This window comes from Caulobacter sp. Root1472 (assembly GCF_001426985.1).
GTDB lineage: Bacteria > Pseudomonadota > Alphaproteobacteria > Caulobacterales > Caulobacteraceae > Caulobacter > Caulobacter rhizosphaerae.
Genome location: NZ_LMFX01000013.1, coordinates 1 through 12,254 on the forward strand (window position 1 = coordinate 1; position 12,254 = coordinate 12,254).

Here is a 12,254-nt window from a genome sequence, read left to right on the forward strand (position 1 = left end):
CCGACCGTTCCAGCGCCACCGAGATCTGGGAAAGGGTCATGGCCTGGCCGTGGGCCGCCAGCAGATCGAGGATGTCCAGCCCCTTCTCCAGGGCCGGCGCTGTGTACTTGCGATCCGACATGGCGGGACCTTCGAAACCTGACCTTCCAGCCTCTAGCTTCCGGCTCGCGCTCCGGCAAGCCGGACGAACAGTTCCCGGCGCCCCGGCGTCGAGGTCATTCCACCGTCACCGACTTGGCCAGGTTCCGCGGCTGGTCGACGTCGGCGCCCTTCACCACGGCGACGTGATAGGCCAGGAGCTGGATGGGGGCCGACATCACCAGGGTCGACACCAGCGGATCGCTGGCCGGGGCGGTGACCACCACGCGGGCGCCGGCCGGGGCGTGCCGGGCGCCTTCGGGGTCGGTGATGAACACCACCTGGCCGCCGCGCGCCATCACCTCGCTCATGTTCGAGGCCGACTTCTCGAAATAGCTGTCGTAGGGGGCCAGGATGATGATCGGCGTCTGGTCGTCGACCAGGGCGATCGGACCGTGCTTCAGCTCGCCGGCGGCGTAGCCCTCGGCGTGGATGTAGCTGATCTCCTTCAGTTTCAGCGCGCCTTCCAGGGCCAGGGCCGACATCGGGCCGCGGCCCAGGAACAGCACGTCGCGGGCCTTGGCGATGTCGAAGGCGATCTCCTTGAGGGCGTCCTCCAGGCCGATGGCCTCGGCGATCAGCCGCGGGGCCTCCAGCATCAGCCGGACCATCCGCTGCTCCTCGGCGGCGTCGATCGTCCCGCGCGCCTTGGCGGCGGCGACGGCCAGGGCGATCATCACGCTGACCTGGGCGGTGAAGGCCTTGGTCGAGGCCACGCCGATCTCGGGCCCGCAGTGGATCGGCCAGACCACGTCGACTTCGCGGGCCATGGTCGATTCCTGGGCGTTGACCACCACGGCGCTCTTCATGCCCTTGGCCTTGCAGTAGCGCAGGGCCGCCAGGGTGTCGGCGGTCTCGCCCGACTGCGACATGGCGATAACCAGCGAGCCGGGCCGCAGGGCCGGCTGTCGGTAGCGGAATTCCGAGGCGATCTCGACGTCGACCGGCAGGTCGGCCAGCTGCTCGATCAGGTACTTGCCGATCACCCCGGCGATGTAGGAGGTGCCGCAGGCGACGATCTGGATCCGCTCCAGCGCCTTGAAGTCGACGTCGCCCGGTATGGCGGTGCGGGCGGTCAGGGCGTCGACATAGGCCGAGATCGTCCGCTGGCAGCCTTCCGGTTGGTCGTGGATCTCCTTTTCCATGAAGTGCCGGTAGTTGCCCTTCTCCATCATCACCGCCGAGGCGGGGACCACCTTGACCGGGCGCTGGACGGACGCGCCCGAGGCGTCGAAGATCCTGGCGCTGTCGTGGTCGATGGCCACGTAGTCGCCCTCCTCCAGATAGATCACCCGGTTGGTGAACGGGCCGACGGCCAGGGCGTCCGAGCCCAGGAACATCTCGCCCTGGCCCTCGCCGACCACCAGGGGACTTCCACGACGCGCCCCCAGGACCAGATTGTCGGCGCCCTCGATCAGCACCGCCAGGGCGTAGGCCCCGGTCAGGCGGTCGAGCGTGGCCTTGAACGCCTCCAGCGGCGCCAGGCCCGTGGCCAGCTCGGCGTCGATCAGCTGGGCGATGACCTCGGTGTCGGTGTCGCTCTCGAACGTGCGGCCGGCCGCCTTCAGCTCGGCCTTCAGCTCGGCGAAGTTCTCGATGATGCCGTTGTGCACCAGGGTGACGCGGCCGGCGGTGTGGGGGTGGGCGTTGGTGACGGTGGGCGCGCCATGGGTGGCCCAGCGGACGTGGCCGATGCCGTTGCGGGCGACCAGGGGCTGTTCGGCCAGCACGGCCTCCAGGTTCCTGATCTTGCCTTGGGCTCGCCGGCGCTCGACCCTGCCGCCCCCTGGGCCGTCCACGACCGCCGCGACGCCGGCCGAGTCGTAGCCGCGATATTCGAGCCGCTTGAGGCTGTCGACCAGGCGCCCGGCGACGGGTTCTTTTCCGACGATGCCGATGATGCCGCACATGGGCCATGATCCTTTGTAGAACGCCGCGCCTGGGACTATTGCTACGATGCGGGTTATTTCGCGCTGGGCCTTTAGCATTCGTGCAGATCCAGCCCTCATAAATCTGCATTTCGGATCATTACGCCGTCCGACCTAGATCTAACCGAGACCAGACCATGAGCAAGCGCGCCTATTTCGGCACCGACGGCATCCGCGGCCAGGCCAACAAGCATCCGATGACCGCGGAGGTCGCCCTGCGGGTCGGCCTGGCGGCCGGCAAGCTGTTCCGCTCGCAGGACGACCGCCGCCACCTGGTGGTGATCGGCAAGGACACCCGCCTGTCGGGCTACATGATCGAGCCGGCCCTGGTCGCCGGCTTCGCCAGCGTCGGCATGGACGTGCGGCTGTTCGGACCGCTGCCCACCCCGGCCGTGGCGATGATGACCCGCTCGATGCGGGCCGACCTGGGCGTGATGATCAGCGCCAGCCACAACGACTTCGCCGACAACGGCATCAAGCTGTTCGGCCCCGATGGCTACAAGCTGTCGGACGAGCAGGAGCTGAAGATCGAGGTCCTGATGGACGAGGGCCTGCAGGAAGGCCTGGCGCCGCCGCGCGGCCTGGGCCGGGTCAAGCGCATCGACGACGCCCAGGCCCGCTATGTCGAGATCGTCAAGGCCACCTTCCCGCGCCACCTGTCGCTGTCGGGCCTGAGGGTGGTGATCGACTGCGCCCATGGCGCGGCCTATCGCGTGGCCCCCACCGCCCTCTACGAGCTGGGCGCCGAGGTGATCGAGGTCGGGGTCACCCCTGACGGGACCAACATCAACGCCGAATGCGGCTCCACCCACCCCGAAGCCATGGCCAAGCTGGTGCGGGAATACCGGGCCGACATCGGCGTGGCCCTGGACGGCGACGCTGACCGGCTGGTGATCTGCGACGAGAAGGGCGTGGTGGTCGACGGCGACCAGATCATGGCCATCATCGCCCTGGCCCTGGCCAAGGCCGGCAAGCTGAAGTCGGGCGGCGTGGTCGCCACTGTCATGTCCAATCTCGGCCTCGAGCGGCTGATGACCGACAACGGCCTGAAGCTGGAGCGCACCAGCGTCGGCGACCGCTATGTGATGGCCCGCATGCGCGAGGGCGGCTTCAATATCGGCGGCGAGCAGTCGGGCCACGTGATCCTGTCGGACTTCTCGACCACCGGCGACGGCCTGATCGCGGCCCTGCAGGTCATGGCGGTGATGATCCAGACCGGGCAGCCGATGAGCGCCCTGGGCCGCCAGTTCGAGCCGGTGCCGCAGCTGCTAGAAAACGTCCGCTTCGCCGGCGGCAAGCCGCTGGAGCACAAGACCGTCAAGGAGGCCATCGCCGACGGCGAGGCCCAGCTGAACGGCGCGGGCCGCATCGTGGTCCGCCCGTCCGGCACCGAGCCCCTGATCCGCATCATGGCCGAGGGCGACGACCCGGCGCTGGTCAAGAAGGTGGTCCGGTCGATCGTCTCGGCGGTGAAGGCGGTTTAGTCGCAGAACCTGCGGCCCCGGGGGGCGAAACCTCGTCCTTCGACAAGCTCAGGATGAGGTTTTCCAGCGCCGGCGCCGAAACGATCCTCATCCTGAACCTGTCGAAGGACCAGGATCACGCAGGGGGTTCGACGCCGTTATCTGAGTCCCGAAACGCACTGCGCCCCGAGGGTGGACCCTCGGGGCGCGCGCGGACCTGAGCTGGCGGGCGGCGTCAGGCAGCCGTCTTCCAGTTCGGTTCCAGCACCACGTGCGGCGGGCAGGGCGCGATCTGGCCGTGCGGCAGGCCGCGCAGTTCGTTGGCGAAGCCGTGGTTGACGTCGCGGTGGTGGGCCTCGTCGGCGCGCACCACCTCGACCACGTCGCGCAGGGTCGCGCCGGCTGGCAGGTTCCAGTAGTCCAGCGCGATCTGCGGCGCGGCCACGTTCTCGGACCGGCCTTCGTCGATCTCGGTCAGGTAGTGGGTGTAGCTGATCACCGCTTCTTCCTCGAAATAGCCGACCACGCGGTGGGCGGTCTTGGAGGAGACGAGATAGAGGCCGAAGAAGAACAGGTAGAACACCCACTGGGCGGCCACGACCACGAAGCGTTCGAACATCGTCGGCTTGGCCACCTGGATGAAGGTCATCAGGTGCATCCGCTCGTTTTCGGCCTCGTCCATCAGGGTCTTGATCCAGCCCCGGTCGTCCTCCATCCGGCGCAGGCACTTCAGGTGGTTCAGCGTCGCGCCGACCATGCCAGGCACGGCCGCCACGGTTTCCAGGACCACGGCCCGGTGGCCGTAGCGCTTGGCGAAGAAGGTGTCGGCGAAGAAGCGCAGCAGCTTGACGAAGCCGTAGGCGACGCGGTCCGAGGCGCCGGTGGGCTTGTGGTGGACGGTCAGGTCAATGGCTGGGCTGGTCATGGCGGTTATCCCCGGTTCGGCCCGTGTCGGACCGTTCATGACGCCGTGATACGCCCGCGCCGTCCGCCGCGAAATTCGGGAGCGCCCCCTAACGGACGCTCCCTAAGGGAGGCTACGTATCCCCGTTCGCCGAGGCTTGAAGGCGCCGAAAAAGACCCCCTCGCCCTTTCGGGAGAGGGGGCGGGAGAGGTCTAGTCGCCGTCCACGCCCTCGACGACGGCGCGCAGGTAGTCGACGTGGCGGCGGAAGGCCTTGCGGCCGGCGGGGGTCAGGGCCACGCGGGTGCGGGGCTTCTTGCCGACGAAGTCCTTGGCGATCGCCACGTAGCCGGCCTTTTCCAGGGAGGTCAGGTGGCTGCCCAGGTTGCCGTCGGTGGCCTGGGTCACGGCCTTGAGGCGCGAGAACTCCACCGGGTCGGCGTCGCGCTCGGCGTGCAGCGCGGCCATGATCTTCAGCCGCAGGGGCTGATGGATCAGTTCGTCGAGTTCGGCCATGCTCACGCCCTCCGCAGCCACAGGCCGCCCACGAACAGCCCGCCGCCGCCGACCGCCGCCATCCAGAAGGCCAGCCACGGCTGGAAAAAGAAGAAGCCGACCAGGCTGGCGACGAAGATCGCCGCGCCGATCCACAGGTAGCGAGGGGCGAAGGCGATGCCGGCGCCGGCGTAGACCAGGCCGGTCATCAGCCCCGGATAGACGATGGCCGGTTCGACCGACGTGGGTCGGAAAACCACATAGGTGGCCGCCATGAAGGCCATGATCGCCACGATGGCGGCCCCGACCTTCCAGCCCTGGCCCGCCTTGGCCGCGGCCTTGTCGCCGCGGCGGCCGAGCAGGAGGCTCGCCGCGATGCCGATCGCGTCCAATATCAGCCAGGCCAGGCCCCAGCGTTCGGGCGGCAGCACGCCCATGGCGGTGTAGCCCGCCGCCCAGACGACGCCCCAGACCATCAGGATCGGCCCGCTGACCTGGTAGGTCTTCAGCAATCGGCCGCGGCCGGTCGTGCTCTCGATATCGGCCAGCGCGGACGCCGCCTCGGTCTTGGAAATGCCCATCGCACCCTCCTCTGCAAGTTCGCGCCCAGAGCGCTCTGTGATGCAGAGTTATCATGCGTTGATGCTCTGTCAAGCAGAGTGTTCTGCCGACAAGGCCGATGGGGAAGCGCGCCGATCCCGGACCGACGCGTGAACTCGGCGCTTCCGGCGGTTCCGGGTCTTCGCTACGCCCGGGATGACAACCGTTTGGAACGACGCGCTTAGGCGAAGATCTCGGCCTGGTTCTCGACCGGTCGATACGGCCGCCCGAACAGAGCCCAGTTCATCTTGCGCCAGTGTGGCAGGGTGCAAGCAAGGTAGGCGACCAAGGGAATGATGACCGCGAATGGCCCGAAGATCGGATAGCGGTCCGTCCAGTGGGGATTGGTCGCGTACTGGACGGCGATGTTGCCCAATACCATCACGATCTGAACGATGACCGGCCAGCGGCTCATTCTGACAAGACCCACGATCTGGAAGGTCACGAGAAGCACCGCCAGAAGAAAGTCCGACCAAGGCTGAGCCAGCGGCTTTCCGAGCAAGAGCGCCAAGAGGGAGGCGGCATGCCCGGCCAACAGCAAGCTCAGGATTCCGACCACGATCCAGATCGACAACGGCGTGCGGTGCGGTCGCGTCCTCACCCGATCTTCGGCGCCTTCAGCCGGCGCTTGTTGACGTGCGCCGCCGGGGCCGGGGCCTCGACCTCCTCGGGATACTCGCCCTTGAAGTAGAAGCGCTGCCACGCCTCCTTCATCGCCTCGGGCTCGCGCTTGAAGATCCGGGCGTTGAACTCGCCGCGCTTGGCGGCCCAGGTGTCGTACTGCTTGCGCAGGTCCGGATTGGAGTTCATCGACCGGATCACCGGCTGCACCTGCTCCAGCGGCTTGTCCTGGATCATCATGAAGAAGCAGAACGGCTCGCCCTTCTCGAAGCGCACCGTGCCGGGGCGGGTGAAGATCCAGTTCATCGTGAAGGGGAAGGGCAGCCAGTCGGTCTCGACCAGCCCCGCCAGCGGCTGGACGCCGTCCTTGACGTGGTTCGGCGGGCCCATGGTCCAGATCGACCAGCCCGGCGGGGTGCGGAACAGGTAGCCGGTGTGGAAGGTGATGGTCCCGCGCGAGAAGTGCGACTTGACGAAGTCGTCGAAGCCCGGATGCGGGTGGTCGGAGCGGAAGGTGATGCAGTTCTGGTGCGCCCCGCCGTCCCAGGTCGCCGTGAAGCCGACCGGGCACAGGATCTCCCAGCCGGTGGTGTTGGCCATGGTCAGGGGCAGGCAGCGATAGGGATGGCGGTCGGCGAAATGGTCCATCCAGGCCCGCTGGGGTCGTCCCGGCACGATCTCCGGCGGGCGGGCCTCGGTGGGATAGCACTCCAGTTCCATGCCGGCTCTCTTCTTCCCTAGCTGGTCTTGCGTCTGGTCTAGCCGGCGCGGGCTCGGCTAGGAAGTCCCCCCATGAAGACCTCGATGAAGACCCGCGCCGACCTGTTGTCTTTCCTCGACGCCCACGGCGTCGCTCACGCCACCCTCGACCATCCGCCGGTGTTCCGCGTGGAGGAGGGGCTGGAGATCAAGGCGGCCCTGCCCGGCGGCCATACCAAGAACCTGTTCCTCAAGGACGCCAAGGGCCAGCTGTGGCTGATCTCGGCGCTGGGCGAGACGGCGATCGACCTGAAGCGCCTGCACACGGTGATCGGCTCGGGCCGGCTGTCGTTCGGCAACGCGGACCTGATGCTGGAAACCCTTGGGGTCACGCCGGGCTCGGTCACCGCCTTCGGCCTGATCAACGACACCGACCATCGCGTGCGCTTCGTGCTCGACGCGGCGCTTGCCAAGGCCGACCCGGTCAACTTCCATCCTCTGTCCAACGACGCCACCACGGCCGTGTCGCAGGCGGGCTTCCGTCGGTTCCTGGCGGCCCTGGGGGTCACGCCGATGATCGTCGATTTCGCGGCCATGGCGGTCGTTCATTAAGCCGATCGACCGATTGCGAACCGCGCCCCGAGAGACCATCTTGGCCGCCGGGAGGGGACGCCTGCGTCCCGCCCCCGCCGATCCATTCGGCGCCCCATGCGTTCAAGACCCGCGTATTAGAGAGACCCCATGGCCCTGATCGGCGAAAAACCCGCTCCCATCCAAGCCGGCGGCCCCAATGGGCAAGGGGGGGGCAAGAGCCCGCACATCAAGGACGGCACGGACGCCAGCTTCATGGCCGACGTGATCGAGGCCTCCAAGACCCAGCCGGTGATCGTCGACTTCTGGGCCACATGGTGCGGCCCGTGCCGCCAGCTGACCCCGGCCCTGGAAAAGGCGGTCAACGCCGCCGGCGGCGCGGTCAAGCTGGTCAAGATCGACGTCGACAAGAACCCCGGCTATTCGGGCCAGCTGCGCGTGCAGTCGATCCCCACCGTCTACGCCTTCGTCAACGGCCAGCCGGTCGACGGTTTCCAGGGCGCGCTGCCCGAGAGCCAGGTCAAGGCGTTCATCGACCGCCTGGCCGGGCCGCCGGCCGAGAGCGACGTCGACGCCCTGCTGGCCATGGCCAAGGAGTCGCTGGACCTCGGCGACCTGGGCGGCGCGGCCCAGGCCTTCGCCCAGGTGCTGCAGATGGATCCGGCCAACGTCAAGGCCATCGGCGGCCTGGCCCGCTGCTACCTGGCCGGCGGCGACCTGGAGGGCGCCCGCGAGGTGGCCGCCACGGCTCCGGCCGGCGCCAAGGACCCGGACCTGGAAAGCGTTCGCGCCGCCCTGGCCCTGGCCGAGGACGCCCCGTCCGAGACCGCGCCGTTCGAAAAGCGCCTGGCCGCCAACCCCGACGACCACGAGGCCCGCTTCGAACTGGCCAAGGCCCTGGCCGGCGCCGGCCAGCTTCAGGCCGCTTCCGACCATCTTCTGACCATCATCGAACGCGACCGTGCCTGGAACGACGAGGCGGCCCGCAAGCAGCTGCTGACCGTGTTCGAGGCCGCCGGCTACGCGTCGGAAGTCGCCAAGGCCGGCCGCAAGCGGCTGTCATCGATCCTGTTCAGCTAGGCCAGGTTGGCCGGATAAGGGAGCGTCGCATGCCAGGATCCTATCGAAGGGCGGACGACCTGCCGCTGGTGATCCCGGTGTTCCCGCTGGACGGCGCCCTGCTGCTGCCGGGCGGGCAGCTGCCGCTGAACATCTTCGAGCCGCGCTATCTGAACATGTTCGACGACGCCATGTCGGGCGAGCGGATCATCGGCATGGTCCAGACCCGCCCGGGCGGCGACGTCGAGCGGCCCAACCTGGCGCCCGTCGGCTGCGCGGGCCGGGTGACCAGCTTCGCCGAGACCAGCGACGGCCGCTACCTGGTCACCCTGACCGGGGTCTGCCGCTTCCGGGTCGGCGACGAGCTGCCGGCCCGCGGGCCCTATCGCCAGGTGCGCGCCGACTTCACGGCGTTCGAGGCCGACCTGCGCGAAGGGGCGCCCGACAGCGCCACGGCCGGTGATCCGTCGTCCCTGCTGGACGCCCTGCGCCGCTATCTGGACCACCGCGGCCTGGCCATCGACTGGAGCAGCGCCGAGGCCGCGCCGTCCGACGCCCTGATCAACAGCCTGGCCATGGCCCTGCCGTTCGAGCCGGTCGAGAAACAGGCCCTGCTCGAGGCCCCGACCCTGGCCGAGCGCCGCGACACCCTGGTGGCCCTGCTGGAGATCGACGCGGCGGCCGGCGACGACGAAGACCCGACGATGATCCAATAGGCGGTCTTGCGTCCTTCGAGGCTCGCCTTCGGCTCGCACCTCAGGATGAGGAACTCGCAGCCACGACGCGCCTCATCCTGAGGCGCCCGTGCAGCGGGCCTCGAAGGACGCAAGACGTTTGCCGCCGGTGAAAAACCGCCTACAACACGCCCCATGACCGCCGCTCCGCCGCCTCCGCCCGCCGATCTCGACCCGCGCCTTCTGGAGGTGCTGGTCTGTCCGGTCAGCCGCGCGCCGCTGTTCTACGACCGCGCCCGCGGCGAGCTGATCAGCAACGCGGCCAAGCTGGCCTATCCGATCCGCGACGGCGTGCCGATCATGCTGCCCGAGGAAGCCCGCAGCCTGGAAGAGTAGCGGACGCGCTGTAGGTCCTCCCCCTGTGGGGGAGGTGTCGGCGCAGCCGACGGAGGGGGGAGTGATCCCGCCTCGCCAAGGCTCCCCCACCGATCGCTTCGCGATCGCCTCCCCCCACAGGAGGAGGAACGCTAAAGCGCCACGCCTCGCAGCAGCTTAGGCAGGTCGCCCACCCCGCCGCCGGCCTCGTGCATGAAGAACCGGCGGGCCGGGGCGATGCGGTTGACCGCCGCCATGCCGACGCCGCGCGCCAGGCGCAGCAACGGGTTGTCGTTGGAGAACAGGCGCACGAAGCCGTCGAAGGCCAGGGCGTTGCTGACATTGTCGAACCGCCGCCAGCGGGCGTAGCGCTCCAGCGTCGCCTCGGCGCCGATGTCCTCGCCATTGCGCAGGGCCTCGGCCACCACCTCGGCCAGGGCCGCGGCGTCCTTCAGGCCCAGGTTCAGGCCCTGGCCGGCGATCGGGTGCACGCCGTGGGCGGCGTCGCCGATCAGGGCCAGGCGCGGGGCGACCAGCCGCTCGGCCAGCGACAGCGACAGCGGGTAGACGAAGGTCGGGCCGGCCATCTCGACCCCGCCCAGGAACTCGCCGAACCGCCGCATCAAGTGGGCGTGGAAGGCTTCGGGCGAAGCGCCGCGCAGGGCTTCGGCCCGGTCGGTGCTCTCGGTCCAGACCAGGCTGGCGCGATTGTCCGTCAGCGGAAGAATGGCGAACGGGCCGCTGGGCAGGAAATATTCGTGGGCCACGCCCTGGTGCGGATGCTCCATGCGGACGGTGGCCACGACGCCGCTCTGGCCGTAGCTCCAGCCGATGTCGCCGATGCCGGCGGCCTTGCGCAGCACGCCGTTGCGGCCCTCGGCGCTGACCACTAGCGGGGCGCTGAGGGCCCGGCCGTCGGTCAGGGTCAGGGTCGCGCCGGCCGGGGTGACCTCCAGCGCCTTGGCGGCCGCCGGGGCCAGCACGGTAATGCCCTTGTCGAGCACCGTCCGGGCCAGGGCGGCGCGGATCTGGCGGTTCTCGATCAGGTAGCCCAGGGGCTCGCCCTCGGAACGGTCGGCGATCTCGCCGCTGTCGAAGCGCAGGAAGAACGGCGAAGGTCCGCCCGTGCTCGGTCCGGGGGTCTTGCCGTCGGTGACCAGGATCTGCTCGATGCGCTGGGCGTGGGGCGCCAGGGCCGCGCCGGCCCCGATCGCCCGCCACTGGCGGAACGACGAATAGGCGATGGCCGACGAGCGGCCGTCGAAGCTTTCCGCCAACTGGGCGTCGAACGGCTGGGGATCGACCAGCAGGGCCTTGACCCCCGCCGAGGCCAGGGCGAGCGCCAGGGTGGTCCCGGCCATGCCGGCTCCGGCGATGATGACGTCGGCGTCGTGGTCGCGCATGGGCGGATATGGCGCGCACGGGGCGGTGGTGTCTAGGGGTGGTTCTCGCAACCGATCTTCCCCTCCCCCTTGTGGGGAGGGTGGTCCGCGTAGCGGGTCGGGTGGGGGATCGGTGCAGGGTGCTGGACGGTGCTGGACCTGCTGACTCAGCAGGCCCCACCCGACCCTGGCGCCGCCAGGGCCACCCTCCCCATAAAGGGGAGGGAAGGGTTCTATGCTCGGCGCTCAGCCAACAAAGTCTAGCGATTTCAACGTCCTGAACTTTCTCGACCTAACTTATCCTCACCCCTCCAGCCCGCCCGTATCCTGTACCCACCTCGTTGCATGGAAAGGGCGCATGGCCAGCGACCGATGCGGCGGCGGGGGGCGATCGAGCGGGACTGGGCTGGAGGGGGTTACTCCAGCGTGTCCGGGGCCTTCCATCGTTGGGNGGCGCATGGCCAGCGACCGATGCGGCGGCGGGGGGCGATCGAGCGGGACTGGGCTGGAGGGGGTTACTCCAGCGTGTCCGGGGCCTTCCATCGTTGGGGAGCCCGCCCGTCGTCGGCGTCGAACGGGGATAAAGCGCGAGTATGCCCATAGGCCCGCGCCCCCGGCGTCCGGTTTCTCCCSAAAGGGATCGAGACCGGGTCCGGCTAAGCCTCAACAGGGCTGCCCACCGGACGCTGGCGGAAAACGCATCGCGCGGAGCGATCGGCTTTGTCGAAACGGTATTTATCAAAGAACTCCGGACGATGTCCGGCGCTCCGCGTCCCTTTCCATCAGCTCAGCGAGAGATCGCGTGAGGAAGCAAAGTCGTGTCCGCCAACACTCGCCCCCACCTGACCGCTGCGCGGTCTGTCCGCCCCCGGAGGGGGCGGAGCCGCTTGCGCCTAGGGCAGCGGCCGCGGCTTGCGGTCCTCGCCGATGGCCACGAAGGTGAACACCCCTTGCGTCACCTTGTGGGCCTGCTCGCCGTCGCGGCGGCGGCGCCAGGCCTCGACCTCGACCTTCAGCGAGGTGCGGCCCACATGGACCACCTTGGCGAACAGGCTGACCTCGTCGCCGACGAACACCGGGCTGAGGAAGGTCATGCCATCGACGGCGATGGTCGCGCAGCGGCCCGCCGCGCGGTGGAAGGCGATCGAGGCCGCCGCCAGGTCCATCTGCGACAGCAGCCAGCCGCCGAAGATGTCGCCCTCGGGATTGGTGTCGGACGGCATGGCGATGGCCCGCAGCACCGGCGGCTCGTGCGGCCACTCGGCGGCCTCCCAGGCCTTGGCCAGGGATTCGGCGCGCTGCAGCGCGGGGATGATGTCGGTCATC

The 12,254-nt window shown here is 69.0% G+C and carries 14 protein-coding genes; 5 read left to right on the top strand and 9 right to left on the bottom strand.

Features of this window, described 5'->3' with window-relative positions; translation table 11 throughout:
- Both ASD47_RS26100 and glmS read right to left on the bottom strand, forming a co-directional pair.
- Nucleotides 1-121 (bottom strand): helix-turn-helix domain-containing protein (locus tag ASD47_RS26100; protein ID WP_156402205.1); only part of this gene is annotated, 121 nt, incomplete at its 3' end.
- Between the two features lie 94 nt (nucleotides 122-215).
- On the bottom strand, nucleotides 216-2,048 hold the full coding sequence (gene glmS / locus ASD47_RS10835) for a glutamine--fructose-6-phosphate transaminase (isomerizing) (RefSeq protein WP_056755743.1): 1,833 nt from the start codon (nucleotides 2,046-2,048) through the stop codon (nucleotides 216-218).
- Nucleotides 2,049-2,203: 155 nt separating this feature from the next.
- Between glmS and glmM the strand changes: the two genes are divergently transcribed.
- Nucleotides 2,204-3,550 (top strand): phosphoglucosamine mutase, encoded by a 1,347-nt coding sequence (gene glmM, locus ASD47_RS10840; RefSeq protein ID WP_056755747.1) that lies wholly within the window; start codon nucleotides 2,204-2,206, stop codon nucleotides 3,548-3,550.
- A 214-nt stretch (nucleotides 3,551-3,764) separates the two neighbouring features.
- Here glmM and ASD47_RS10845 read toward each other — a convergent pair whose 3' ends face one another.
- From ASD47_RS10845 to ASD47_RS10865, 5 genes are all read right to left on the bottom strand, one after another.
- Nucleotides 3,765-4,454, bottom strand: coding sequence for an alternative oxidase (locus ASD47_RS10845; protein WP_056755749.1), 690 nt, complete (start codon nucleotides 4,452-4,454; stop codon nucleotides 3,765-3,767).
- Between the two features lie 191 nt (nucleotides 4,455-4,645).
- The gene (locus ASD47_RS10850; protein WP_056755752.1) at nucleotides 4,646-4,948 is read right to left on the bottom strand and encodes a transcriptional regulator; all 303 of its coding nucleotides are present in this window, start codon (nucleotides 4,946-4,948) and stop codon (nucleotides 4,646-4,648) included.
- A gap of 2 nt (nucleotides 4,949-4,950) precedes the next feature.
- Nucleotides 4,951-5,508 carry a hypothetical protein gene (locus ASD47_RS10855; protein ID WP_056755755.1) on the bottom strand — a complete coding sequence of 186 codons (558 nt, stop codon included), beginning with the start codon at nucleotides 5,506-5,508 and terminating at the stop codon, nucleotides 4,951-4,953.
- Nucleotides 5,509-5,708: 200 nt separating this feature from the next.
- The gene (locus ASD47_RS10860; protein WP_156402206.1) at nucleotides 5,709-6,101 is read right to left on the bottom strand and encodes a hypothetical protein; all 393 of its coding nucleotides are present in this window, start codon (nucleotides 6,099-6,101) and stop codon (nucleotides 5,709-5,711) included.
- A gap of 23 nt (nucleotides 6,102-6,124) precedes the next feature.
- Complete coding sequence (locus ASD47_RS10865; protein ID WP_056755760.1) at nucleotides 6,125-6,868, bottom strand: DUF6065 family protein; 744 nt, start codon at nucleotides 6,866-6,868, stop codon at nucleotides 6,125-6,127.
- Between the two features lie 84 nt (nucleotides 6,869-6,952).
- On the opposite strand from ASD47_RS10865, the gene ASD47_RS10870 reads away from it, so the two are divergent.
- The 4 genes from ASD47_RS10870 to ASD47_RS10885 all read left to right on the top strand — a co-directional run bounded on the left by ASD47_RS10870 (nucleotide 6,953) and on the right by ASD47_RS10885 (nucleotide 9,567).
- A complete protein-coding gene (locus ASD47_RS10870) occupies nucleotides 6,953-7,459 on the top strand; it encodes a prolyl-tRNA synthetase associated domain-containing protein (RefSeq protein WP_056756056.1) in 507 nt (168 codons plus the stop codon).
- A gap of 129 nt (nucleotides 7,460-7,588) precedes the next feature.
- Nucleotides 7,589-8,518: a co-chaperone YbbN gene (locus ASD47_RS10875; protein WP_056755762.1), complete on the top strand. Its 930-nt coding sequence runs from the start codon at nucleotides 7,589-7,591 to the stop codon at nucleotides 8,516-8,518.
- 29 nt (nucleotides 8,519-8,547) lie between these two features.
- Nucleotides 8,548-9,213, top strand: a complete 666-nt coding sequence (locus ASD47_RS10880) for an LON peptidase substrate-binding domain-containing protein (RefSeq protein WP_056755765.1) — start codon at nucleotides 8,548-8,550, stop codon at nucleotides 9,211-9,213.
- 153 nt (nucleotides 9,214-9,366) lie between these two features.
- Nucleotides 9,367-9,567, top strand: coding sequence for a Trm112 family protein (locus ASD47_RS10885; RefSeq protein WP_056755768.1), 201 nt, complete (start codon nucleotides 9,367-9,369; stop codon nucleotides 9,565-9,567).
- A gap of 131 nt (nucleotides 9,568-9,698) precedes the next feature.
- On the opposite strand, the gene ASD47_RS10890 is transcribed toward ASD47_RS10885, so the two are convergent.
- Both ASD47_RS10890 and ASD47_RS10895 read right to left on the bottom strand, forming a co-directional pair.
- Complete coding sequence (locus tag ASD47_RS10890; RefSeq protein WP_056755771.1) at nucleotides 9,699-10,949, bottom strand: UbiH/UbiF/VisC/COQ6 family ubiquinone biosynthesis hydroxylase; 1,251 nt, start codon at nucleotides 10,947-10,949, stop codon at nucleotides 9,699-9,701.
- Nucleotides 10,950-11,821: 872 nt separating this feature from the next.
- Nucleotides 11,822-12,253, bottom strand: coding sequence for an acyl-CoA thioesterase (locus tag ASD47_RS10895; RefSeq protein WP_028040450.1), 432 nt, complete (start codon nucleotides 12,251-12,253; stop codon nucleotides 11,822-11,824).
- Nucleotide 12,254: the final 1 nt, after the last annotated feature.

What these genes read in the sequence shown, in the direction of transcription:
- glmS (WP_056755743.1), bottom strand. Translation starts at nt 2,048, where the DNA reads ATGTGCGGCATCATCGGCATCGTCGGAAAAGAACCCGTCGCCGGGCGC.
- glmM (WP_056755747.1), top strand. Translation starts at nt 2,204, where the DNA reads ATGAGCAAGCGCGCCTATTTCGGCACCGACGGCATCCGCGGCCAGGCC.
- ASD47_RS10845 (WP_056755749.1), bottom strand. Translation starts at nt 4,454, where the DNA reads ATGACCAGCCCAGCCATTGACCTGACCGTCCACCACAAGCCCACCGGC.
- ASD47_RS10850 (WP_056755752.1), bottom strand. Translation starts at nt 4,948, where the DNA reads ATGGCCGAACTCGACGAACTGATCCATCAGCCCCTGCGGCTGAAGATC.
- ASD47_RS10855 (WP_056755755.1), bottom strand. Translation starts at nt 5,508, where the DNA reads ATGGGCATTTCCAAGACCGAGGCGGCGTCCGCGCTGGCCGATATCGAG.
- ASD47_RS10865 (WP_056755760.1), bottom strand. Translation starts at nt 6,868, where the DNA reads ATGGAACTGGAGTGCTATCCCACCGAGGCCCGCCCGCCGGAGATCGTG.
- ASD47_RS10870 (WP_056756056.1), top strand. Translation starts at nt 6,953, where the DNA reads ATGAAGACCCGCGCCGACCTGTTGTCTTTCCTCGACGCCCACGGCGTC.
- ASD47_RS10875 (WP_056755762.1), top strand. Translation starts at nt 7,589, where the DNA reads ATGGCCCTGATCGGCGAAAAACCCGCTCCCATCCAAGCCGGCGGCCCC.
- ASD47_RS10880 (WP_056755765.1), top strand. Translation starts at nt 8,548, where the DNA reads ATGCCAGGATCCTATCGAAGGGCGGACGACCTGCCGCTGGTGATCCCG.
- ASD47_RS10885 (WP_056755768.1), top strand. Translation starts at nt 9,367, where the DNA reads ATGACCGCCGCTCCGCCGCCTCCGCCCGCCGATCTCGACCCGCGCCTT.
- ASD47_RS10890 (WP_056755771.1), bottom strand. Translation starts at nt 10,949, where the DNA reads ATGCGCGACCACGACGCCGACGTCATCATCGCCGGAGCCGGCATGGCC.
- ASD47_RS10895 (WP_028040450.1), bottom strand. Translation starts at nt 12,253, where the DNA reads ATGACCGACATCATCCCCGCGCTGCAGCGCGCCGAATCCCTGGCCAAG.